Source organism: Pontibacter sp. E15-1 (genome assembly GCF_022601975.1).
Taxonomy (GTDB): Bacteria; Bacteroidota; Bacteroidia; order Cytophagales; family Hymenobacteraceae; genus Pontibacter.
Genome location: NZ_JAKVIR010000006.1, coordinates 23,092 through 48,985, shown reverse-complemented (window position 1 = coordinate 48,985; position 25,894 = coordinate 23,092). Strand labels below are relative to the sequence as shown.

At 46.9% G+C, this 25,894-nt stretch carries 11 protein-coding genes; all 11 read right to left on the bottom strand.

The genetic code is table 11. The annotated features are described in order from the left end of the window. Nucleotides 1–7 precede the first annotated feature (7 nt). Nucleotides 8–3,046, bottom strand: a complete 3,039-nt coding sequence (locus MKJ04_RS05550; RefSeq protein ID WP_241640064.1) for a SusC/RagA family TonB-linked outer membrane protein — start codon at nt 3,044–3,046, stop codon at nt 8–10. 946 nt (nt 3,047–3,992) lie between these two features. After that, nucleotides 3,993–7,019 (bottom strand): glycoside hydrolase family 2 TIM barrel-domain containing protein, encoded by a 3,027-nt coding sequence (locus MKJ04_RS05545; protein WP_241640062.1) that lies wholly within the window; start codon nt 7,017–7,019, stop codon nt 3,993–3,995. Nucleotides 7,020–7,722: 703 nt separating this feature from the next. Next, entirely contained in the window at nt 7,723–8,637 is a 915-nt protein-coding gene (locus tag MKJ04_RS05540) for a family 16 glycosylhydrolase (RefSeq protein ID WP_241640060.1), read from the bottom strand. A 559-nt stretch (nt 8,638–9,196) separates the two neighbouring features. After that, nucleotides 9,197–13,258, bottom strand: coding sequence for a two-component regulator propeller domain-containing protein (locus tag MKJ04_RS05535; RefSeq protein WP_241640058.1), 4,062 nt, complete (start codon nt 13,256–13,258; stop codon nt 9,197–9,199). Between the two features lie 1,383 nt (nt 13,259–14,641). Beyond that, the gene (locus MKJ04_RS05530; protein ID WP_241640056.1) at nt 14,642–15,640 is read right to left on the bottom strand and encodes an ROK family protein; all 999 of its coding nucleotides are present in this window, start codon (nt 15,638–15,640) and stop codon (nt 14,642–14,644) included. A 37-nt stretch (nt 15,641–15,677) separates the two neighbouring features. Continuing rightward, nucleotides 15,678–16,838: a DUF4861 family protein gene (locus tag MKJ04_RS05525; protein ID WP_241640054.1), complete on the bottom strand. Its 1,161-nt coding sequence runs from the start codon at nt 16,836–16,838 to the stop codon at nt 15,678–15,680. 170 nt (nt 16,839–17,008) lie between these two features. Further along, nucleotides 17,009–18,100, bottom strand: a complete 1,092-nt coding sequence (locus MKJ04_RS05520) for a glycoside hydrolase family 88 protein (protein ID WP_241640052.1) — start codon at nt 18,098–18,100, stop codon at nt 17,009–17,011. Between the two features lie 242 nt (nt 18,101–18,342). Then, nucleotides 18,343–19,707, bottom strand: a complete 1,365-nt coding sequence (locus MKJ04_RS05515) for a sugar porter family MFS transporter (protein ID WP_241640050.1) — start codon at nt 19,705–19,707, stop codon at nt 18,343–18,345. Nucleotides 19,708–19,757: 50 nt separating this feature from the next. Continuing rightward, nucleotides 19,758–20,975: a glycoside hydrolase family 88 protein gene (locus MKJ04_RS05510; protein WP_241640048.1), complete on the bottom strand. Its 1,218-nt coding sequence runs from the start codon at nt 20,973–20,975 to the stop codon at nt 19,758–19,760. A gap of 736 nt (nt 20,976–21,711) precedes the next feature. Then, the gene (locus MKJ04_RS05505; RefSeq protein ID WP_241640046.1) at nt 21,712–24,096 is read right to left on the bottom strand and encodes a PDZ domain-containing protein; all 2,385 of its coding nucleotides are present in this window, start codon (nt 24,094–24,096) and stop codon (nt 21,712–21,714) included. A gap of 103 nt (nt 24,097–24,199) precedes the next feature. After that, nucleotides 24,200–25,564 (bottom strand): alpha-L-fucosidase, encoded by a 1,365-nt coding sequence (locus MKJ04_RS05500; protein WP_241640044.1) that lies wholly within the window; start codon nt 25,562–25,564, stop codon nt 24,200–24,202. Nucleotides 25,565–25,894: the final 330 nt, after the last annotated feature.

The window sequence follows — 25,894 nt, the reverse complement described above, 5'->3', positions numbered from 1 at the left end:
TAACATGTTAAAACTGAAGGCTTACGCCCGCGTTATAAACCTTCATCTGAGGGTAGAACTGTCCTCTGCCTGCCGGAGCTTCCGGATCATACGTCTTCATTTTAGACCAGGTGATGAGGTTGTTTCCATTCGCAAATACCCGCAGGCTCCTTGTCCCGACTTTGTTTAGGATACCGCCTTGGAAGCGATAGGCGACTTCCACGTTCTTCAAGCGCAGGTAGCTCGCGTCCTGCAACCAAAAATCGGATGGGCGATAGTTGTGGTTGCCCTGTGTTGGCGAAAGCTCCACCCTCGGGTATGTGATGGTTTCTCCAGCAGCGTAGCGCGCTGGTGTCCATCGCTCCAGGTGGCGGGTGGTGGCGTTTCTCCAGTCCGTATCAAATGCCCAGGCGCCCATTTCATCAATGTAGGTAGAGGCCTTGTCGGACCCCTGAAAGAGGATAGAAAACTCAAAGCCTTTGAAGTCGCCGCCGAAGGACGCCCCGTAGATAATCTGGGGCAATCTGGAGTACCCGATAGGCACCTCGTCGTACTGGTCTATTATACCGTCTCCGTTCTGGTCTTCGTATTTGATGTCACCCAACTTAAGTTCGGGAGTAAAGGCTGAGGCCGGAGCGTTTTCCAGTTCTTCTTCCGTGTTATAGAAGCCTTTATTTATCAACCCCCAGTACTGCCCTACCGAATGCCCTGTGCGCTGCAGCCATGGAAATGCCCTCTCTGGCTCATCCATATACTGAATTTCATTCTTTGCCTTAGAATAGTTTGCTTTGACCCAGTAGTGCACCTCTCCCACGTTGTCATTCCAGCTCACTTCAAACTCGTAGCCCTTGTTCTCCACTTTGCCGATGTTGACAGGAGGAAGCTGGGCCTGAACCAGTGCAGGCACTGTTCCCAGGTACCACAGGATGTTGTCGCGCTTCTCCTGGAAAATATCACCGTTCACACGCAGTCTGTCCTTTATAAAGCTAGTCTCAAAACCGAAGTTCGCTTTTTTGGCTCTCTCCCAGGTTACATCCGGGTTGCCGATCCGGCCTTCTTCCGAGCCAGCGTACCACTGGTAGTTGCCTGTGTTGTAGTCTCCAAAATAGTAGCCTCCGCTGTTCGGGAAAAAGACGGAAGGCAGGTATAAAAAGCGGCTTCCCCCGATTTTGTCGTTGCCCACTTCCCCATAAGAGCCTCTGAACTTCAAAAAGGTCAGGATGTCGTTTTTAGGTATAAACTGCTCCTCTGTTACCACCCAGCCAAGTGAGAAGGAAGGGAAAAAACCATAGCGTTTATTCTCTGGAAAGTTCTCAGAGCCATTGTAGCCCATGTTAAACTCAGTCAGGTACTTTTCCTTAAAGTTATAGGTCAAACGCCCTACAAGCCCCTGATACCCGCGCGGCACGTTGTACTCCTGCCCGGGTGCAGTGTATTTCTCCTGCATGTACAAGCCCAGTGCGGACACGTTATGGTCTCCGAAGCTACGGGCATATTCGATGGCTCCCTCCCCGTACACCTTTCTGTTTCTGCCGTAGCTTTCGCTGAAAGAGAATGGGGCATCATTGCCTTGCTGAATGAAAATCGGGGAAGTCGTGTCATCCGGGTTCTTGACGATACTATAGGTGGTGGCTGCCTTACTTCGTCTAATCGCGTGCTGATAGTAGTTGTCATAAGCTACCATACCTCGAACTTTCAGCCCTTCTGTGATGAAGCCCAGCTTATGTTGCAGACTGACGCTGGTGTTTAAAGTACTGTTGAAGTTCCGCTGGTACCCGTTGTTTGCAATGTCATTCAGCGGACTGCCGCCTTGCAAACCTTCCACACCCGAGATCAGCTTACCGTCTATGATGCCGGGGTTCGACAGCGGGTTGGCGCCCAGTATGCGAAAGAAGATTTCGCCTGAGCCATACCCGGGGTAGTTTGAGTCTGCAAACTGCCCGCCTATTTTAATGGCTGCCGTGAAGTTTTTGTTAATATCTATGTCGACGTTGGAGCGCAGGTTATAGCGCTGGTATCTTGGGTTGGCAGAATAGGAATCCTGTACCTCCTCTACGTCATAGGCCCCGTTCTGGTCAAAGTAACCCAGCGACACAAAATACCTTACATTATCTGATCCGCCCTTGATGTTAAAATTATGCTGCTGCTGGCTCGAGTACTTCTTCAGGACTTTGTCAAACCAGTCCGTGTCCGGGTGAAAATAGGGATCCGTTCCGTTCCTAAACTTCTCCAGGTCCTCAGGTGAGAAGTATGGCTGCTGTCCCATGTTATTGCTGGCTTCGTTGCGCAACGTGGCATACTCATAGCTATTGAGCAGGTCAGGCAACTGAGTAGGTGTCTGCACTCCGAAGTTAGAAGAGTAGTTTATCTGCGGTTTCCCTGTTTCACCTGTTTTTGTGGTGATCAGGATAACGCCGTTAGCTCCCCGCACTCCAAATACTGCTGTGGCAGAGGCATCTTTCAAAACACTGATGCTCTCAATTTCATTTGGGTCAATCTGGTTCATGCTAGTCCGCTGCACCCCATCCACCAGAATTAAAGGGTCTGACTCAGCGCCCGCATTCAGGGTGCCAATTCCTCTGATTTTCAGGCTGGACTGGTCAAACCCAGGCTCCCCACTGGACTGTATGGCAATAAGGCCCGGCAAACGCCCTACGAGCGAGTTACTGATGTTCGCAACCGGCGACTGCACCAGTTCTTTTGTCTCGATTGTAGAGACGGCACCTGTTAAAGTGGCTTTCTTTTGCTGGCCATACCCTATTATAACTACCTCCTCTAAAGATTTACTATCCGACACCAACGTCACGTTAATAGTGGCTCGATTGTTAACAGGCACTTCTTTTGACCTGAACCCGATATAAGAATATACCAAGGTTCCGCTCCCGTTAGGCACACGAATGGAATAGGTCCCTTCTATGCCTGTAGGTGCAGCCACCGTAGTGCCCTTTAACACGACTGTTACCCCTGGTAAGGCAACACCTTCCTCATCGGTCACTCTGCCCTGCACTGTCATTCCCTGCGCGATTGCTTCGCCAAAGGAGAGGAGAACAAGCAAGAGTAGAAGCATGCATTTTGACTTCTTTAGTAAAAAATGTTGCATATCTATATAGATTATTAAGTTTAGCTGTTAAGCAGATTCATCTGGAACAAAGGCTTTGCTCTTCCTTAATTCTTTAATACTATGACACACTCAAGTAGATAAGTAATTGATTACTCAAAAATACTGCTTTCAAACCACCTTGATCGAGGAGCAATTCTTAATTCTAAGGGGGTAAATTGATAAACACACGCTCTGACAGCATTTTTATACCTGTACAGGGATAATCTACTTAGAAAACGACCACCTCATGAGTAGGCACTCATGGTGCAATTGCGCTGCACCCTGGCAAACTAACGGGGCTACATAAGTCTGCCGTGAAAATTCCAGATGCATTATACCAACTACATGATAATCGGACTTTCGCAACTGGGATTTCAGTAGGTTAGAGGAGGTTTTCTATTGGGCAGCCATACTTTGTTGGCATACTCACTCCCTGCCCACCACCTTCCGGATCGCTTAAAACATGGCAGGCAACGCAGCTTTTTGTGCTTGTCCAAAGCCGAAGTTTAGCTAGGGGCACTGTTTCTGACAAAACAGGATAAAACTGCTAAAGATCGTACCGCTGGTATATAATTAGCTGCTCTTTTTACACGAAAAGAGAAATGGCAGTGAATCAACTACTGCAGCAAAAACGGTAAAGGGGTACAGGAAAGCCTCTGTACCCCTTTACCGTATCCAATTGACAGTGGCAAACACCCTCCTCAATGGGTTTGCCGCCTACTCCCATTTACAAAGTTCCGGGTGAATCATGCCTTTTTATATATCCATTCAGCGCTTCTCCACACTTCGGAATGGGCTATCCCTTTAACTAGGAAAAAGAATACCGTAAGCCAAAGCCTCGCTTAAGCATATACCCTGGGCAGGGCAAAGCTCTAGATAAAAAGGAAATCTGAAGCCAATCTGAACCGCTTTTCTACTTCCGTGACACAGCGTCTTTTGAGCCTGACAGCGGTTTGATGGTATAGCTATATGTATACTTCCTGTCCAGCAAACGGTACTCGTCGTGCGGTAAACGGCCCCAACTGTCGTCGCCTCCCAATCCGCGCTGCTTCAGGTCTATGTGCAGACTAATAAAATCGCGGGGCTTAACATCCGTCGGGTGCATGTTCCACTTCCAACGCCCTGGATCCGCATCTTCGGCCAGGTGATCCAACGCCGTGAAGTTTAACGGCTGACTACCTGTTACCTCGATACCGTCTCCTGCAGAATTTGTCAGTTGCACCCAGCGCACGTCCGTTTTATTACCGCTCTCCTGCGGACGGATGTACTTACTGTTGTACTGGTTCGCCACTTGGTCTTGGTACAACCCTACAAACGCAGCCGACTTGCGGTCGGAGTAGTTCTCCCAAGGGCCCCGACCGTAGTAGCTCAGATTATTATAGTCTTTAGGCAGCTCCATGCGCATACCAAAGCGCGGCAGCTCTGGCATTTCAATGCCTGTCATATCAATAGAGGCGGTTATCTGAACAGAACCGTCATTTTGAATCAGGTATACTACCGTGTATGGCACCTGCTGGTCTGTCAGTTTATAGGTAACAGTGATGGTCTGTCCCACAGAGGATTTCTTACCAACCGCCACGTTCTTTATAGCCATACCTATATGTGCCTCGCGCCAAACACCCATCTTCTCAGGCATTTTGTTACCGAAGTCATTGTCTGTTGGAGCACGCCAGAAGTATGGTTCCGGAAATTTTGCCACAACCTGCTCACCGTTTGCACCATACGAAACCAATTTCCCTTCTTTCAAGTCAAAAACGCCAGCAACATCGCCAGACGTAAAACGGAGAACACTGCCTTTCTTCTTTACCTTCAGTTTACCGGCAGGTGCGTTTGATTTGGCAAAATATGCACCATCGCTCAGTGCAAATTGCTCTTTGGCAATTTCATGCCCAGCAGGCACAAAAGTAGTGGCATTTTTCTGGTAGGCATATACTTGAAGGAAATACTCTTCACCGGCTGCGGCAGTCACAGGCGGTACTGGCAGTCTTACCTCTTTTATCTGGTTCGGTGCCAGGGTTACATCAAAATCGCCCTCTTTCTGCAAGCTGCCATTCTTAAACAGTTGCCACTTAAAGTTCAACTGATCCAGGTTGGTGAATCCAAACTGGTTCTCAACCTGGATAACCCCTTGAGCTGCGTCTTTGACCTTGAACTGAATATTGGCGTATACTTTCTTTACCTCCTGCAGGGCCGGATGCGGCGTACGGTCAGACGACACGATGCCGTTGGCAGAGAAGTTTTGGTCATTCTGCAGGTCATTGCCGCCAAGATCGCCTCCGTAGGCCCAGTATACGTTACCGTTTTCATCCTCAGTCTTTAGGCCTTGGTCTACCCAGTCCCAAATAAAGCCACCTTGCATGTGCTGGCTGCCGTTGATAATGTCCCAATATTCCTGAAAGTTGCCGCTGCTGTTGCCCATGGCGTGAGAATACTCACACATGATGTAGGGGCGGTACTTGTCTTTCGCGTCAGCATACTTTCTCATGCTCTCGATACTCGGGTACATAGGGCCAACAATGTCCGTATTCCAATCTTCACCCGCCTGCTCAAACATCACAAGGCGGCCTTTGTCGCGCTCTTTTATCCACTTGTAGGCATCATGGAACACAGGCCCGTTGCCGCTCTCATTCCCCATACTCCAGATGATGACCGACGGGCGGTTTTTATCGCGCTCCACCAGGCGCCCGATACGGTCGATATGTGCCGGGGCCCAGTCTGCCTGGTAGGCAGGGTGCTTCGATTGCTCGAACCAAGCCTGCCACTCTGCCCCCATACCGTGTGTCTCAATGTTGGCTTCGTCAACCAGGTACAAGCCGTATTCGTCGCACAGCTTATACCACAGCGGTTCGTTCGGGTAGTGACTGGTGCGCACGGAGTTGATGTTGTTGCGCTTCATGAGTTGAATGTCCTTGAGCATTACCTCGCGTGTTGGCACGTGGCCTTTTACATCGTCGTGCTCGTGGCGGTTTACCCCTTTGATCAGGATAGGCACTCCGTTCACCAGCAGCTGCGCATCTTTGAGCTCTACCTTGCGGAAGCCCACTTTGTCGCCCGCAACGGCTACCGTTTTTCCCTTTTCGTCTTTTAGAGTAATCACGCAATCGTAGAGATAGGGGTGTTCCGCATTCCACGTCTGTACGTTGTTAAGGGTACCATTGAAGTTCAGCTGGAACTTGTTACCTGACTTCGTCGCAATACTTTTCTCCTGTGAGAAGACTTTTTTGTTTTTATGATCAAACAGCTCGATAGCCACCGTTGCTTTTTCAGGGGCTCGTTTGTCGAATTTGCGCAGATCCAGTACTGTACTGAACAAGCCTTTGGTGTAGCTGCTGTCCAGGTCGGCTTTGATAAAGTAGTCCCATACCGTTAGTTTAGGCAGCGCTTGCAGGTATACATCGCGCTCAATTCCGCTCAGGCGCCAAAAGTCCTGATCCTCCAGATAGCTGCCATCGTGCCAGCGGGTTACCTGCACAGCCAGCAGGTTCTCGCCACTCTTCAAATATTTAGTTACATCAAACTCGGCCGCAGACTTGGCCACTTTGCTCATGCCCACTTCCTGCCCATTCAGGAACACCTGCGCATAGCCTGAGACAGAGCCAAAATTCAGCATCACTTGGGAATCTTTCCACGACTCGGGTACGGTGAAAGTCCTGCGGTAAGTCCCTACTGGGTTGTAATCGTTATTGACGTAAGGCGGGTTGGCCGGGAAAGGGTAAGTTACGTTGGTGTAAATCGGAATATCATGTCCTTCAATCTCCCAGTTAGAAGGTACCGGAATCGTTTTCCAGTTGCTGTCATCAAAGTTAGTTCGGTAAAAATCTGTTGGCTTTTCGGCCGGTTTCTTCACCATAGAAAACTTCCACGTGCCGTTCAGCGACTGGTAGTAAGCTGATTTGCTGTATTCGTCTTCCCGGGCATCTGGGGTATTGTTATAAAGCATAAAAGTAACGCGGGGCTCTTCCTTGTTACGCTCATAAACCCTGTGATTTTCCCACTCATTTTTTGTTTGCTGTGCCAGACCTACCTGCGCGAAAAGCAGAAATAACACAACAATCAATTTACGCTTTACCATAAAGATGCTTTTGTTAAGATGAAATATAGGGTAGTTGTGCGTATGACGTTTCCATAACATTTTTACGCTGTCGTCTGCTTCAGTCTCCATACCCTGCCTTAGCCTGGGTATGGCAGTTGCGATGCAGCACCGACTGTACCAAAATTCGTGTAATTACATTACTTTATTAGGGGGGGCAGTATTATAATAGAGGGGTGATTTTAGTACATCGACAAAATACCTGCTTTTGTTCTACTTCCCGTGCTTAAAAAGGCTTCAGCGGTATATAACCCTGCAAAGATTGGATAAACGGTGCATGAAGTGAAACCCTGTATTTTCACCGTACAGCATTACACAGAGAAAGTGCAAGAGTCGCGCTGGTTATAGCAAGGCAGCCTACGCATAGATAAGTGCCCTCGCTCATGATAATGGCGAGGGCCGGGGTTTATTACCTGCTAATAAACAAAATCTTACATTTATATAGGTTTTGTAGCTTCATAGGTATACCCAAAACTATTTCATACTTCCAAAAAAGGCTGGCTATTGAGCTCTCCTGTGCCAGAAGCTCAGTGAAAGAGGTGGCAGATGTTCTCTATTCGACCATAGTTGTATCACCTGTCCTGCCTTTCACCTTTTGGTAAACCCTTACATAATCCACTTCATAGATTTTGGGAAATGGCGTCTTGGCGGGTTCTCCTCCTTTAGCCCCTATAGCCAGGTTCAGGAGCAGGTAATGCGGTTGTAAAAACCCGTTAGAACTATCCGGGTTTTTGGTATCGCGCAGGTTAACTTGGTTCAAAAGCTCCTCATCGAGGTAAAGCTTGATGTAATCTTCCGTCCAGTCCATTTTCCAGACGTGAAATTTGTTTGGCCAGTCAGGGTCCTTTGCAAGAAACTTTGTCAGGGGGATTTTTTCACTGTCCCAGGCTACACCGTTAGCTCCTTCTTTCCAAGCCATGTTTGCCAGTATACTTGGAGTCCCGTCCACAATGTAATACTCCATCATGTCTATTTCACCATTAGCTGGCCAGGGTCTTGTGATGCCAAGCGTCCAGATGGCCGGCCACATTCCGCTGGCCGTATCGACTTTGGCGCGAACCTCGACAATGCCGTACTGAAACTCTTTTTTACCACGGGTATGGATGCTTGAAGAACTATAGCCTGCATATTCCTGCCGCTTTCTCCAGTCGCTGCTCCCTGGCTTATACGCTTTGTTCCATACTTTTTCGCGCCTTCCCTCAATAACCAACAAGCCGTTTTTTACCGTGGCGTTATCGGCTTGGTAATACTGAAGCTCATTGTTTCTCACCAATCCTTCCTCATAAGACCAAAAAGCGCTGTCAGGTTTGCCATCCACATCAAACTCATCGCTCCAAACTAATTTATACCCTTCCATTTGGGGAACCTGTCCAGAGGTTTCCCCTTTGTTGCCAACAGAAACTGTCTGGCATTGACTAAGGCTTAAGCAGCAAAGCAAACCGAAAAAGTAAAGTCCCCTTGTTTTCATCTTTCGATAGTATAATTTTTTATTTTCCTGTTTGAACAACATGCACCAACCTACCACTATGGCTCTTCCCCTAAAATCTAACCCGGACTTAAAACGGACGATTGGGCACATGAAATCGTGGACGTGAAGTTTTGATCAACCACAGCCTACCATTTCTGATGACTGATTACGACCTTACGTGAACTACTTTCTGTAAATTTCTCAAAGATATTACAACAAAATAAGAGGTACAGGGGGCGAATTCGCAAGATTTAGGGGAGTGTAGCTTCATTATGGCTTTAAGAGCATGTTTAAAATTCATCTTTTGGGCTACAAAACGTCCATCAAGGAACCTGACTTCACCTTTTTATCGCCCCATAGCGCTGCTATGCGGCTCAAAAAACGCTTCGCCAGAACCCTTCCTGAACATTTTTCGCTTCCAAAAATGAAATTTAAACATGCTCTAAGGGGTATGGTCGAAATCAGAAAACAACCGGTTTAGTCATACCTCCTGTATTTCGAACCGGTTGTTTTCTGATTTCAATAAGCTCATGCCAATCAAGGCGCAGATTGGAAAAGTTTAAGACTCAGATGTCTTCCAAAAGCTTTTGTTCAGCACATATTGCTTATCCTGTAATGCATGCTTATACTTTTTCTGAAATTCAGAAGGATTCATCTCATACTGTTGCTGAAACTGCGTTCTGAAATACTTTAGGTCTTTAAAACCGCACATCGTTGCTGCTTCACCAACCTGCACGCCGGACGTTATCAGCAGGTTTGCAACCTTCCTTAGGCGGACAGCGCGCACAAATTCGTTAACCGATTTTCCGGTAATCTGCTTTATTTTTTTATACATGGCTGAATGGCTCATACCCACCTTCTCGGCCAGGGACTTCATATTGCAACCATCTTCCATGTTGAGTTCAGTTATCTTCACCAGATTATTTAAAAACTCTTTTTCCAGGTCTGATAATTTTTGGTTGGCCGGATTTTGAGTAACCACATTCAACAGATGATTCTGCACCGTCTCCTGCCTTTTGAGGATACCTTTGATCCTTGCCTTCAAATAGTCCTTATCGAATGGTTTTGTAATGTAATCGTCGGCCCCCACTTCGATGCCTGTCAGTTTTATTTCTTCTGAGCCGCTGGCTGTAAGCAGAATAACCGGGATATGCCGCAGGTCTCTGTCGTTTTTAATTAGCTTGCACAGCTCTATTCCGTTCATCTCTCCCATCACCACATCGGAAATAATCAGATCAGGCTGTCGCTGCCTGATAAGGGCTATGCCTTCCTCAGCGCTTTTTGCCTCAGTTACCCGGTACGTATCAGAAAGAATGCTGGAGACATATTGCCGGATCTGCGGATTATCGTCAATCACACAGATAGTCTTGTCTTTCTGAACAATCTCTTCCATCACTTCCTGCACGGGCACCTTCTCCACGGGCTGCTCTTCCACTAGTTCCTTTTCACCCACCAGTTCATCCAGGTACAGCGCATGTTCCTCCACATCCTCCCGGATGAGCTCATCTTTGAAGTGTGCCTTTCCTTTTTTAAGATTGATCGTAAAGGTTGTTCCGCCAAGATCATTATCGGCACAAGTAACCTCGCCGAAATGCTGCTGCACAAGCTGCCGTACCAGGTAAAGCCCTATTCCAAAGCCTTTGCTATTGCTACTGGTATTTTTGGCGGATTGGAAAAACATGTTGAATACTTTTCCTTTTTCAGCGTCTGCAATGCCTACGCCATTGTCGGAAACGGTTATGGCAAGTTCTAATGGCGTGGAGCTCAGTTTTAGGACTACTTTGCCTTCGTTTTGCGGAGTAAATTTTAGGGCGTTGGAGATGAGGTTAAACACCGCCAGCTCGATTTTTTGCTTGTCGGCGTAGATTAGCACTTCTTCCGCATTCGTCTGAAACACGTAATCTATATTTTTGGATTTGGCATGGTGCACAAAGCAGGCGTAAACTTCTTTTAACATGTTAACAGCCTCCACACGCACTACTTTTAGCTCGCCTGTTTCACTTTCCGTCTTGCGGAAAAGCAGCAGCTGATCCACAAGGCTCAGCAAACGGCGCGAATTCCGGTAAACAACTTCCAGCCCTCCCGGGTTAAACTCCTGTTTCTGGCCATACAGCATTTCCTTTAAGGGGTTGATGATCATTGTTAACGGAGAGCGGAACTCATGGGAGATATTGGTGAAGAAGGTCAGTTTCTTCTCGTGAAGCTCCTTTTCCTGCCTGGCCAGATCCTTTGACAAGCGGATTTCATACTTCAGCCTTGCCTGCTTCCGCTGATACATGACCAACGCGGCAAACAGCCCCGACCCTAAAAGGAAGTATAACAGATAGGCTGGCCAGGTTCTATACCAAGGCGCATGAATGGTGATAGGTAACGATATGATCTGCGGATTCCAGGTGCCGTCGGCATTCGTGGATTTTATATTCAGCACATAGTCGCCATCAGCTAACTTCGAGTAGTTCGCTACCCGGGCGTTTCCTATATCCTGCCATTCCCTGTCCCATCCATCCAGGAAATAGGCATAGGAGATTTTATCGGGCATAGAGTACTCCAGCGCAACAAACTCGATCGACAGCATCGACTTATCGTAGGGGAGTTCCAGCTTATCTATGGCAAAGGCTGTTTTTCCTTCATCCTCTAAAGGAACATTATTGACATTGACCCCCGTTATACGTAACTCTGGAAACTGGCGTGCCGGTATGGCAACAGTTGGGTTTATGACAGTAAAGCCGATGATACCGCCCATAAGCAGCTCACCACTAGATAGCTTAAGCGCCGCGTTGTAACTAAACTGGTTACTCTGTAAACCGTCCTCATCAAAATAATTCACCATTTTGCCTGACTTCAGATCAAACTTTGAGACGCCGTTATAGGTACTCAGCCAGTACATGCCCGCATTGTCACGCAAAATATTCAGCACGGAGTTGTTCGGTAAACCATCGGCCTCGGTTAATACATCTCTCTGTCCGGTTTTAGGGTTAAACTTATACAATCCGCCCCCCTCTGTACCCAGCAACATCCGATTGGCCGACACAGCGGTTATCGCCCTGACCGGATAGCCTATATCAAACACCTCGTGGTTCATCTTATTTAAGTCGAGTTTTATTAACTGGCCAAAGGTACCCGCCCATAGATTCCCCGCTTGATCCTGAGCCAGTGTTAGGATACCACTGATTCCGGCATACACAAAGTTAAATTTATCCTCCTGCGGATTATACTTGTATAACCCTTCGCCGTCTGATGTGGCTGCCCATAGCTGCTCCTTCGCATCTTTAAACAGCACCCAGATACTTTCCTGCTCAGATTTAAATTTTTCGTTAAACAGAGAATATTTTTTAAAACGCCCTGTCTTTTCATCGAATAAACTTACCCCTCCACGATAAGTACCAACCCAAAATCCCTTTTTTCCCTTTATAAGGGTAGTTACAAAGTTATCCGGTAACGAGAGCGGGTCCTGAGAATCATGGGCATAATTAGTGAATGTGTTCCTGCTACGGTTCCATAGGCTTAAGCCTTTCCCGTCCGTCCCAATCAGGATGTTATCTGGATCCTGCTCACAAAAAGAAAGCACGAAATTACTGGGAAGCGTGTTTGCCAGAGCCCTGTTCCTGGATATTGTTCTGAAAGCAAGATTGTCATCCTCCAGAATGTTGACCCCACCTCTGAGCGTGCCCACCCACTTGCGTCCCCCATTGTCCTGGTAAAGCGCATAGACCGCATTGCTGGTAAGGTTACTGTTTCCAGCGCCTTCATTCAAAGGCGTGAAGCTTTCCGCCTGCATATCATACTGTACCATGCCGTTTCCATCGGTAGCAATCCAGAGCTCATTTTTATCCTTGAGATACAACAAGTCTGCTATTTTGTGCCTGATAACCTGTTGTGAATAGACATAGTCAGTATTGTCTCTGATGTTGTAGCGCAAGATACCGTTATCCAGCCCCACCCATAGGTTGGCAGCACCATCAAACACCATGCAGCTGCCACTTTTTATACCCGAGAAAACGGTGTGCAGTTCCTGTTCACCGGGTTCTGCCATGGCAATGCCCTGCCCCTGGATAAAAACCCACATCCTGCCCATTGTGTCAAACACTACATCCTGGGCATGGAAATTCCAGATGAGTTCGCCCCGAACATTTAGGGGTATTTTGCGGCAAATACTATTATCCCCCTCCTGGTACATAAGCCCTCTACCGCCAGTGGCTATGTAGGTACGCCCTTTATACCCCTTGATCTTGTTAATCGCAACATCAATCAGCTCTATTTTACCTAACTCAGGATTATTGCAATACCTGCTTTCAAATTTTCCCGTCAGGTAATTGTAGACGCTTACCCCCTTTTTGGTACCTACCCAAATCTGCTTTTCATCGCCATAAATGCTAACAATCCGGTTATTGATCAACGTTGATGAGTCGCTGGGCTGGTTTCTGAAGACTTGAAAATCATACCCGTTATACCTGTTGAGGCCGTCGTAGGTGCCTATCCACATAAACCCTCTCGTATCCTGGTAAATGGACGTAACAGCGTTGTTGGACAACCCTTTCTCAATACCCAGGTAACTGATTTTATAGTCGTCCCAGTGACCGACTCTACTGCCTGAATAGACAGCACAGACCGTTAGTAGCATTAGGCAACATGTTGTGGCAAGGTAACTCAGTATTGTACGCATGCTACTAGCTTTAAACTTCATGAATAATAAATGCACAGTCTATTCCCTCGCCAAATCTCTAGCTGCCTTGGCTTTCACCGTGTTTCGTCTTTTATTGCAAACATGCATATCAAACAATAGCTGGCATCCTCCGACTTGACCATGATATATTTAAACAACTCTATTATAAGAGGATAGATTCAACCCATGTCATTTTGCACCCCTTTGAAAGATGATGGACTAATTTAGACCACCTTCCTTGGATGCTCAACATACAAGTATCTGTTTTAATATGAAACAACCCATGCCCAGAATAAGAATTACCCCCCTTTTGTTTCTTATTTTCCCCACTGCACAACTACCAGGAGAATCTAGCACCATGATTTGGAAAACCACACCTATTCCCCTGGCTTCTCAACTGTACCTATACCCACTGTTATGAACGATAAAGATACTGTCGCAGAAGGATCTGTTGCCCTGGAATAAAGCAGATATAGGAAGATAAAAGCCCTTTCGCTCATCAAAAAGAGAATTAACATCAATCTGGAATTGCAACAGCTTAGTGGAGGCTTTTTCTTAGGCAGGCATACTGTGCGCCCCGTATACCTTCGGCTGAAGGCAATCCAGGAAAGCGTTCAGAGACTTGGAAGAGGTATTTGTGTGGGGAGTGCAGGTAGAGAGAGCCCAGGCGGTAATTCATTTGTTTTTTGAGGAAAAAGAAAAGGCTGATCTTAATACACTTAGCAGTGACTTTAAAAGTTAAACAAATGCAGCTTTACAAACACTCATCGTCAAGATGCACAGTTGATTTACATACTGTAAATCAACTTGTTATGTGAAATCTGGTGAGTAAATTATATCCTCAATCGAACTCACCAGATTACGCACATCTATTATGCGAAGAAGTGAATGATTCAGTGTCGACCGGAAAGAAAAAAAGCCTACAAACACTTGATTTGCAGGCTTTTAATAATTTGGTATCGCTACCGACAGAAAGTAAGCGATTTAGCCTCTTCCTGTAAACGCTTTATTTTCATTTTGTTGTAAAAACAATATGCTTGGGTATCCGAATTTGCACTCCTGAAAAATCGACAAGTTCACGTTAATTCAAGAATACATTTCATGCTGTATATAGTCGAAATGAAAAGGATGTATAGTCAAAATAGCAAGGCAACCTTTCCTATCATTATCAAAGAGAAGGGAGGTGAGCAGATGTTCCGTCCCCTGAAATAGGATCCCAGAAGATGGATTGTCGAGAGAGACTTTGCTTGGATACTCCACGCAAGGCGCTTGAGCAAAGACTATGAAAAAACAGGACTACCGGGTAGAGCACGGTTTATCTGGCCATGACCAGCCTTTAGCCTACCCTGGCAGTACGACTACATTTTCTACCTCTAGGGCCACTTTGGTTACTGTTTCATCAGCAGATGCAGCCGCAGCTAGAAAAGCAGCCCCAAACACGCCTGCACTGTCGCCGAGTAAGGGTTTTACCACAGGAGCCTCAAAAGTATTATCCAGCACATGTTTGATTATTAAGGCCACACTCTCTCTATAAACCCTATCAATATTGCCTAGCCCTCCGCCAATCACAATCACATCAGGGTCCAGTGTGTTGATAATCACACTGATAGCTAGTGCAAATCCTTCTATAAGCCTGTCTAGCGTTTTTTGTGCGGCTTCATCTACACCGGCATCTGCCAAGGCCACAATATCTTTCATAGAGCGTTTCACTCCTGTCTGCTTTGCGTAGTAGCGTTCCAACGCTGGGCCGGCCAATACACTTTCATTACACCCTGTTTTGCCACAAAAGCAAAGCTCACCTTCATACCCAGGCAGATAATTGTGCCCCCACTCCCCGCCAATGCCGTGTCGTCCGTTTAGCACTTCTCCATTAACCACTACGCCACCGCCTACGCCAGTACCAAGTATAACTCCAAACACAATTTTTGCATCCGGAAACTTTTGCTTTACCACACCCAGCTGCGTCTCTGCGAGTGCAAAACAGTTGGCATCATTGGCAAAATGCAGCTTTATACCCAACAGCTTTTCCAGATCATCCTTTAAGGGTTGCCCGTTAAGTGCAGTGGCATTGCAGTTTTTAATTATTTTTAGCTTAGGGACATAAATGCCCGGCGTGCCTATACCCATATGGCCTGGTTTATACCTTGCAGCATTTTCCATCTTATCAACCAACTTATTGACTTGGTTCATAATATGCTCATATCCCTGGTCTGCCTCTGTCGGGACTCTGTCTCTGAATATTACCTTTGGTTCCTGGGCCGACTTCAGGATCACGCCTTCCATCTTTGTGCCGCCCATATCTATACCCCACAAATTCCTGCTGCTATCAAAAGTTTTCATCTCTCTATACTTTAATACTTTATCTGTTTCTCTAACTTTAAAACTTCACTTCCAGGGGAGAAGCCAAGCGTTTGGCGAAGTCGGCCAGATAGGCATCCCAGTCCTGCTGAGACTTAAATTGCCCGCTTTTTTCCCAGCCAAACCCCGCGTAGTAAGTCAATGTATCAGTGTCAGGCTTTGTGATGACGTAGAGGTGGCTGTGGTCTTTTGCCTCTACCCGATGATCTTTGGAGTCATATACCCTGGCAGGTGACAGCACGATGCCCGTGCCCAGGAAGGAGTCGTCAATGGGTTCCCAATACCGGAACCAGCCATCCTGTTTGTTTGCCTTTACATCGCCTTCCTTCTCGTGCAGGGTGATGCCGATCGTGTAGTTTGGAACCGGACCGCTGCTTTGCAACGCACTCTCGAAACGGGTCAGGTTGCTGCCCATATCCAGGCTGATGCGCTTTGTCTCGTTGATCGTGCGCCCATTGGCCTGCCACGGAGCATACCTCAGCTCAAACAACGTGCGTATAGGCCCCTCGGCAATGGTGGTATAGCCAGTGAAGTTTTTTGAGGTATAAAGCGTGTCGTTCTCCCAAACACCTATGCCGCCGATTCCCCGGCTGGAGCCCACGTGGTAAGGGTCGTACCCCTCGCCATGGTCGATGTGGTAATACCCTGCTTCTGCTTCGTTTTTTTTATACCAGTCGTTGATGATGGAGTAGGGCACACGCTTAAACCAGGCATCCATACCGCTGGTAAGCGTCCCTCCCGCTGTGTTCTCTTCTACCATTTTCTGCGCCACCGGCCCGTACGTCCGGAAGGCTACCCGCTCATTCTCCCAGGTATAGTCGTCGGTGCGCTCCGGCACGAAGCGGGAGTAAGTCGTGAATTCACTTTCAGGTTGCTGTGCTGCACCGTCTTTTGCTCCCGTAATCGTGAATTCTTTCTCGGCATTCCCTTTGATGTCTGTCTGAAAGAGTATCTCGTCGATGGCTCCATCCAAGTCATTATCGATCGGCTGTATCACAAGCAGGCTGTCGGTTGCAGCATCGCGGAGCAATAGGTTTTCTGCTCCAAACTCCTGCACCAGTTGCGCTACCTTGGCTGCCGGAATACTGACCGTTTCCGAAGTGCGGTCCAGGTTGAGGTTGTTCTTGACAGTAAACGATTTTGTATTGCTCTCCTCCTGCTGGCAGGAAGACAGTGACACAGCAAGAAACAAACCTGCCCACATTATTTTACTTCTATCGAAAGAACAAGTCATGTACGTGAAGTTTTATAAGTTCTACTTTAACCTAAGTTTAGCGTTTTTTCATTAGCCTTTCAAATGGCTGGGGCCACGTCATCTTGCCCAGCAGCCATACCACTTCAAAGGTATACTCAGAGGGTGGCTACTTTCTCTCCGGCATTCAGTCTTTTCAGGCGCATCAGGGCTTCTATGAAATAATAGTCGCTGTAGACAATAGGCACATCCAATTCTGATTTGTTCGGCCAGTGGCCGGTAGAGTGCAGCAGGAAAGCATTGTTCTGATCTTTGCTTAAATATCTATCCGAAGAAAGAGACGCAATTATTCTTTCGGCAGTCGTTCTGTACTTGTCCTGCAGCTCCTGATTATCCCCCATAGTGGAAAGCTCAAGCAGGGCCGAGGCGGTTATGGCCGCGGCAGAGGCGTCTTTTGGCTCATCCGGTATATTAGGCGCATCATAATCCCAGTAAGGCACCATGTCTGCCGGCAGTCGCTCTATAAACTTATCAGCCAAATGCTGTGCTGTTTCCAGGAACTCTTCTTTACCAGTTTCCCGATAGCACATGGTAAAGCCATAGATTCCCCACGACTGCCCTCTTGCCCACATCGAATTATCAGCATAGCCCTGATGCGTAACCCCTTTGATGAACTGACCGCCCTTGTCATCATACACCGCCACGTGGTACATGGAATTGTCGGGGCGGATTTGGTTTTTCATGGTAACTTCGGCGTGGCTCACGGCCATGTCGTAACAGTCTTTTCTGCCGTTTTTAGCTGCCCAGAACAGAAGCTCCAGGTTCATCATATTGTCGGCAATGGTGTTGTGCGGCCAGTTCATTTTCTCTACCATACCCGGCCACGACAGTATAGTGCCTACTTTCGGGTTGTAGAGCGTCACGAGCGAATCGGCAGCTGCCAGCAGCACTTCCTTATAAGCGGGGTTTTTTGTGATACGGTAGCCATTGCCATAGCTGCAGTAGTACATAAAACCAAGGTCGTGGTCCCACTTGTTTTGCACCAGGATTGGCTTTAGCGCTTCTGTAAAGGCGATGGCTTTCTCCTTGATTTGCTCATCTCCGCTACTCTCGTAGCTATACCAAAGTATGCCAGGCCAGAAACCACTGGTCCAGTCGTTGATGGTCACATAGTTCCACTGCTTTTGGCCGGGAGAAATGTTTCTCGGAATACTGTCGTAAGCCGGTATTTCCGCTAAGGACTTGTTCACCTGCGCTTGGGTGTATGCTAATATTCCTGCTACCTCAATTTCACTCGGACTCGCTGTAGTGTTACTGACAGTGTCGGATGCAGTAGTGCCTGAACAAGCTTGCAGCACGAAACAGGCAGCGGCAAGAACTAGGGCATTTTTGGTGTGGTTGAAAAAACTCATGTTTCCTTTGATTATAAAAAATAAAAATCGCTTCTACGTATAAGTAGGCTCCCCAATTCTAGAACTGTAGTGGTATTTCTCTATTTCAAAACAGCGCTGTCTTCAGGGAGGCTGACAGGTTCTTTGATGAGTTCTTTTTCCAGTTGCTCCAGTGATTTTCCCTTGGTTTCTGGCATAAGAAAATGAACGAATAATAACTGCAGGACCATTAACCCGCCAAAAAAGGCAAACACCATCCAAGGCTCAAATGAATTCATTAAAACAGATCCGAACAGCGTGATCAGGGCGGCGAAGACCCAGTGTATGCCACTTCCCCAAGCCTGCCCAAAAGCCCGTACCCGGTTTGGGAAAATCTCAGAAATGAAAACCCATATTACGGCCCCTTGCCCAATGGCGTGAGAGGCGATAAACAACAGTATGAAATAAAGCTTGAAGCTTGCCGCTGCATTTATGTAGAAACCGTAGGAGACCATCAGCAGGGAGATGATATACCCAAACGAGCCGATATACAGCAACTGCTTTCTTCCGGCTTTGTCAATAAGATACATGCCTGCAATGGTGAAAACTAAATTAACCATACCGATGCCAATGGAACTAAGCAGGGAGTCTGATGTTCCAAAACCTGCTTTTTCCAAAATCTCAGGCGCGTAATAGAGAATGAAGTTTATACCGGACAGCTGATTAAAAAAGGCAATAAGAAAAGCCAGCAACAGCGGTATAGAATACTTTTTAGAAAAAACACTTGAAACATCGCCTTTTGAAGATTGATAGTCTGCATTGATGTCACGAATTATATTTTCTGCTTCGCCTAAAGAAAAAGTCTTTTTAAGCACCTTTAAACCAGCCGCGTAGTCATTTTTATGTAACACCAACCACCTCGGGCTCTCGGGTACCCCCAGCATAAGCAGTGTGTAGATCATAGCCGGCAAAGCTTCAATCCCCAGCATCCATCGCCAGTCGTTTTCCCCGCCCACACCTTCCAGCAGATAGTTGGAAACGAAGGCAACGAGTATCCCAAACACAATATTAAACTGATAGAGCGCTCCCAATTTTCCTCTGTTGTTCGCGGATGAAATTTCGGAGATATAAGTGGGCGCAGTGATGGAGGATATGCCTACACCTAAACCACCGATAAACCTGAAGAAGGAAAACAGGTAAGGGTCGGTAGCCAATCCCGAGCCCAAGGCCGAAACAAAGTATAAAATGCCTATGCCAATAAGCGTGTTCTTTCTGCCAAACTTATCGGTAGGATAGCCGGCCAGCAACGCCCCGACGACAGTGCCCCATAAGGCCATGGACATAATAAAAGTGCCATGGAACCATTCGGACGTATTCCAGAGCGCTTTGATTGGCAAGTTGGCTCCTGAAATCACGACCGTGTCGAACCCAAAAAGAAATCCTGCCATCGCCACCACGATGGAATAGTATACTAGTCTTTTATTCATCAGAATCTATAAATAATGTTTTGCCAGAAGGCTTGCCTTATACATGGCACTTATTTTTGAGCCAAAACCGTATTGATTAAAGGTTCTCCCTGTTTCAGTCTTTTTAGTCTGAGCAATGCTTCCACATAGTAATAATCAGCATAGTTTATAGATGCGTCTATCTCCGAACCTTGAGGGTGATGCCCTGTGGCATGCTGAAGAAAAGCTGAGTTGCTTTCCCCGCTTTGGTAATTCTCCGACAACTCTACCAGCATACCCGTGGCGTTATCCATATACTTTTCAGATAGGTTAGCGTCGTCTGCCACGTATTGAGACAACTCCAGTAAAGCAGAAGCGACAATCGCTGCGGCAGAAGCGTCTCTTGGCACATCAGGTATACCCGGCACATCAAAATCCCAGTATGGAATCAGATCTTCTGGCAACCGATCCAGGTAAACCTGAGCGGCGTTGTTGGCTAAGTCGAGATATTCAGGCTTTCTAGTCTCACGATACATCATGGTGAAGCCATATATGGCCCAAGCCTGGCCTCTGGCCCACATGGTTTCATCCGCATACCCCTGATGGGTAATCCCTTTTATCTTGTCACCTGTAATCGTGTCATAGATTATCACATGGTAGGCAGAATAATCATCCTGAAAGTGATTTTCGAATGTTTTATCAGCGTGGTTGATTGCAATTTGCATGTGATCAGGGGCTCCACCGTTTTTCGATGCCCAAGACAACATTTCAAGGTTGATCATATTATCGATGATCGTGTTATGCGGGAATTCGGTTTTACCTGGCCAAGAATGGATGGTGCCCACAACGGGGTTATATAGGGTGGCTAGCGTGTCTGAGGCCCTCAGAATCATTTCTTTATACTGCGGGTTGCCCGTTATCCGATAGCCATTCCCGGCACTGCAAAAAATCTGAAAGCCCAAATCATGGTCGCTTGCCGGCTCTACTGTAAGTGGTTGCAGGTACTGCGTATACCAATCGGCAGACGTTTTCAAGTTTTCATCCCCTGAATACTCATACAGATACCATAATGTACCTGGCCAAAAGCCGCTCGTCCAATCGCGGTATTTCACAAATGTCCATTGGTCTGACCCGTCAAGTATGTTTCTGGGTATAGAAGCCGTGTCATCGGGGATTTGCTGCAGTGTTTTTTTGGCTTGAGACACACAATAATCCAATTGCTTGTCAATGTCAAAATCGTCATTTTGCTCTTGCTGACAACTCCATCCAATTAGTCCGATAATTAATAGTAGTAAAGTGCTCCTTTTCATACGTGCTGCTTTAGTCCTGATTCAAATCTGTTCCCATAAAAGCCCATTCCCCTCCATCCTTTTCACGCTTACGGTTTATCCGTCACAGTTCTTTGTCGATTGCATATCATCTCCCGCAAATAGGAAAAACACAATACACCTGATTGAAGAGATATTTTGCCTGCGTGTTACTGCGATGTCTATACAATAATCGGATAAAAATAAAAAGTATGGTATGACTCATACTTCATAAAATATAAATCATGACTCTAAGTGCCTATATGAAGGAGATAAAAGCGCTTTGGTGAATCTATTGTATGGATTTTAGGGTTCTTGCGCTTCACACCAGTGAACCTGATACACATATATAATTATAATTCCGGAGAGATAAGCATGACCTGCAGAGCAGATCCGCGTACTCTTTGCTATCCAGATATTGATGATGCATCGAGACAAAACAAGCAAAGCTTTCAAAAGAAAGTGCAATGGATCTTTTCACCTTTCTTTTATATCTGGGCATTCATGACAGGTTTCAATCAGGAGCAGTGGTTGCCGACTTTCTACAGAACCTCTATCAGCAAGAAGGCCTTTCCACATAGCTGCCGCACATTCCTTTTTCATTTTTTAAAAATTTCACTTCTGCCTGAGTGCTTAACCAACAAACTGGGATCCGAGGGTTAGCCGAACACTAGTGGGGGTATGGATAGCGACGCTGTCAGGAAACATTAGATTGGGTCACTGACTTCATCCCTTGGGTCTATTTTAACTGCACTTGCAAGGGAGCTTCTTTTTGATCCCTCATTACGACCACACCCATCTGACCGCTTTCCTGATGCTTTTTCGTCTCGTTTAGGAAGTCGATGGTGTTTTTGATTTTTTCACCTTCCACCTCCAGGATCACATCCCCTTTTCGGATTCCATTCCCCTGAGCTGCCGGACTTGGTTTCCAGATGCTCAGCACAATAACTCCTTCCGCCGAGTTGAGACCATACGCAGATTGTTCCTGCTCTGATACCACACTTTTCAGTCGGTTTCGGAGCCACGCAACTTCAGGGCTGGTTTCTGAATCATTTATCTTCTTTGTGGTGGGTACTTCTGGGGTCTTGGCTATTTTCCTGAGCTCTGGCTTTTGTACCCCAAAGCTATCCATCGGAAAATTTTCAAAACCGATCTCAAGTGCAGGCGAGTTATCGGCTACCGAAAAGTCTAACGCACCCGCATCTTTGAACAAAGGATCTCCAAATGCACTGTGCATGTCTCTGTCGTACACCTGCGACTTTAGCATCGCTTCCTCCGTCGGGAAAAAATTGTAATCCAGCTCCTTGCCCCAACCCAGGAGGCCGACATCCTGATAAGCATCTCCTACGATGTTGTGCCTGAAAACATCCCGGCTATTGGCAAACCACACATGCGGGTGTAAAGAGTTGTTGACCAGAATGTTGTTTTCCACTACCCGCGCAAAACCCTCCCTTAGTTTAATGCCGCTGCTCAAACACAAGTTATTGTAAATATGGTAGTTAGATGACCCATCATCTAGGTCGATATCCCACCCATGATCACAGCGAAAGCGGTTGTTTCTGATTACCGTTGTGTGGATGGCGTCCAACGCATACAAATCAGGGTATGCTGTTGTGATGCTATCCATGACTTTGCGCTTTGGATGCCAGAAGCGATCGCGGCCCCATGCATTAAAAGACCCATGGTCACTGGTTTCCAAAACGGTGTTGAAAACGTCATTGTACTCCAGCACATGGCCTCCCCAGGTTCCATCCCCTATGTTGATGCCAGCCCTTGGCACATCATAAACCGAATTGTGCCTTGCCGTAATATGCATGGCCATAGAAATCTGAATTCCTGCTGATTGCTTTTCAATTCTCCCGATTCGGTGAATGAGGTTATTCTCCACCAGACACGCTCTTGGATAAAGCTCGTTCTGTGGCCCTTTTACCGTATCCATCTCGGATAGCTCAACGAACTGCCCGTAATTGAAGGAAGGTGAACGAACGGCAGACGGGTCTCCAACAAAAGAAACGGCACTGGCGCCAATGTCATGGATAAGGTTTCCTGAGATATTCAGCCCGCTGTTGTATTTACTCACCATGATGGCATTGCCACCCAGGTTTGTGAATTCACAGTCCGTAACGGAGCAGTTTTCAGTGCCTTCGTAGAAAAGAACCCCACCACGGTAAATCGTCCAGTCACTTCTGAGCAGGGCCTCATACTCCTCCATAAAGGTGCGCCTGGTGTGCTCGAATTTTATTCCGCTAATTTGGACATTTTTCACAGGCTGATCCAAAGTGCCTTTTACCTCGATCAAACTTTTGAGATGGGATACCTCGACTGTTGCATTATGCAGGTTGATTCCGGCCGTAGGCCAGAGGTATAGCTTGTTTGCCTCTTTGTCCAGAAACCACTCCCCGGGGCTATCCAACTCCTCCAGCACGTTCTCTACCATTCGGTATTCCTCGTGTGGCGCGGAGCCACGGTTGTTCTGATGGCCACCTTCAAGTATAGGGGTTCCATCATCTTTCACTCCGGTGATCTTCCAATGAAAACCTCCCCACTTTCCACGATGCAAGGCATGGAAAAAGGCCCCACTCGGTTTTGCCCAAGAGGCAAGGCGTTCCTTGGAAATCGCATCCTCGGCATACCCTTGCCAATATTGCGCCGACTCATCATAGTTGGGGTATCTCGCCAAAATCTGCGGCACTCCATCTACAACCAACTGGTCAAAATCAAGCCCTTGCGGCACATCTGCCACGTGCAGTTGGCTGTCAGTCTTCGACCAAGCCAGTTGCAACGGGACAGAGCCCTTGATTTTAACCTTGCTCGGCCCCTGTCCTATTATTTTAAGATTGCTCAGCTCGCTGTCCAACTGAAGGGGAGCATCCAGATAGTAGTCTCCTGCTGCGATGTTTATCGTAGCGGGCACGTCTGTTTTTCCATTCCTCAGCTCCATGACTTTGTCAAGAGCCGCGTTGATCGATGTGAAGGTTGTCTCCGTCCTGTTTTCAGGAATAGGTTCATCAGAGGCCACCACATATAACTCTATCGGCTGCTGGCAACCTGAGATTACGAACAAAAGGGCCAGCGGAAGCCATCCCAATTTTAAGCCTGTCCAATGTCTCATGCTCAGCGCCATTCCCTTTCGTTAGTTGTACAATCTCCTGATTGGTTTCTTGTTTTTCACGACACAAAAAAAGCCCGGCGCCCTATTGAGAGCACCAGGCATTTAGCTAAAAGAATTACAATTCAATTTTGACCACGGACACGTATGCATCTGGAGCTTGCCCAGGCAGCGTGATTTGAGATTTTTCTCCGTTGTAACTAAGGTTTTGTGCCGCATCAGCCACAAGCGTTATTTTCTTAGCCTTGATATCGCTGTTGATGGTCAGTTTTCCATCCTTAGGCCAATCAAACACATGTGCGTAAATAACACCGTCCTTGCTTGTATACCTGCCCCAATCCGGCCTGGCATACGGGCTTGCCTTGGCACCATATATCGCTTCACCATTCGTGTCTGTCCAGTCACCAAGGGCTGCAAGACGCTCTACACTTTCTTGGGGGAATAATCCTTGCGGATCGGGGCCAACATTTAACAGAAAGTTGCCCCCTTTCGACACGATATCTACTAAGTTCTCGATGAGTGTTTCGCTGCTCTTCCAGTTAGTGTCTGATGGCTTATACCCCCAGGAACCGTTCATGGTCATGCACGACTCCCAATCAGAAGCTATACCTGTCGCAGGTATTTCTTGTTCAGGAGTGCCAAAGTCGCCTGCAAAATTTCCCTCTTTGTCCATGCCTTCCATACCCTTACGACCTTTGTCCACTCTGTTGTTAACAATGGTTTGAGGTTGGATATCCAGTATCATGCTGTACATGTCTTTCCCCATTTCAGTGGTATAATCCGGGATCCAATCTCCGTCAAACCATACCACGTCCACATCTCCATAATTGGTCAAAAGCTCTTTCACCTGAGGCTTCAGGTAGTTTTCGTAGTACTTCGGGAAATCCGGGTTAAATGCCGTAGAATCTTTCTGTCCGGCATTGTAGTTAGGATACAAGGGCGCCTGGGCGTTGGGATGGTGCCAATCCACTATGGAGTGGTATAAACCGAACTTAATTCCTGCCTCTTTACAAGCATCTGATAACTCCCGAACAATGTCTCGTTTGAACGGGGAAGCTTCCATGATATCATAGTCTGACACTTTTGAGTCCCACAGACAAAAACCATCATGATGCTTGGACGTGAGAACAATGTATTTCATTCCTGCGTCTTTAGCCATGGCTACCCATCTTTTTGCATCAAACTGAGTAGGATTAAAATTGGCTACTACTTCCTTTTCATAGTCTTCGATCGTGTAGTCCAGCTTATCCATGATCCACTCAGCCCCTCCCTTGCAGATCTCGCCATTTCTTTCGCCACCAGGCACAGCATACGCCCCCCAATGGATGAACATCCCAAACTTGGCATCTCGCCACCATTCCATTCGCTCATCTTTTGGGAGCGGTTCTGCTTCCGTTATTTCTTCATTTTTGGGTACTGTTTGAGAACAAGAAAAGCAAAGCATCAATATACCTGAGAGAATCAGGCTAGTCATTTTTTTCATCTGACAGTTTTTTAGTATTTATATTTAATGGTATAATGTCTTCTACCTGGTCCCTGTTTTTTCCCAAATAGCGCTATATGCAATTTGAGAAAACAATTAAGAACAGGGTATAAACTATCGCTCAATTAAGATAAATTATACACAAAGAGCTGTCTACCGCATACTTACAGACCCTAAAATGAGAGGTTTAGGAACTGTGAGCATTATACCAGTTGCCGGATGCGTACCTTGACCCCGGAGCCGAACAGGTACGTATAGACTACAGTTCTTATGGCTCTTTCAGCCAAATGTCTCCTCTCCTTTTAAGAACGGCGCCTAGATACGGACTGC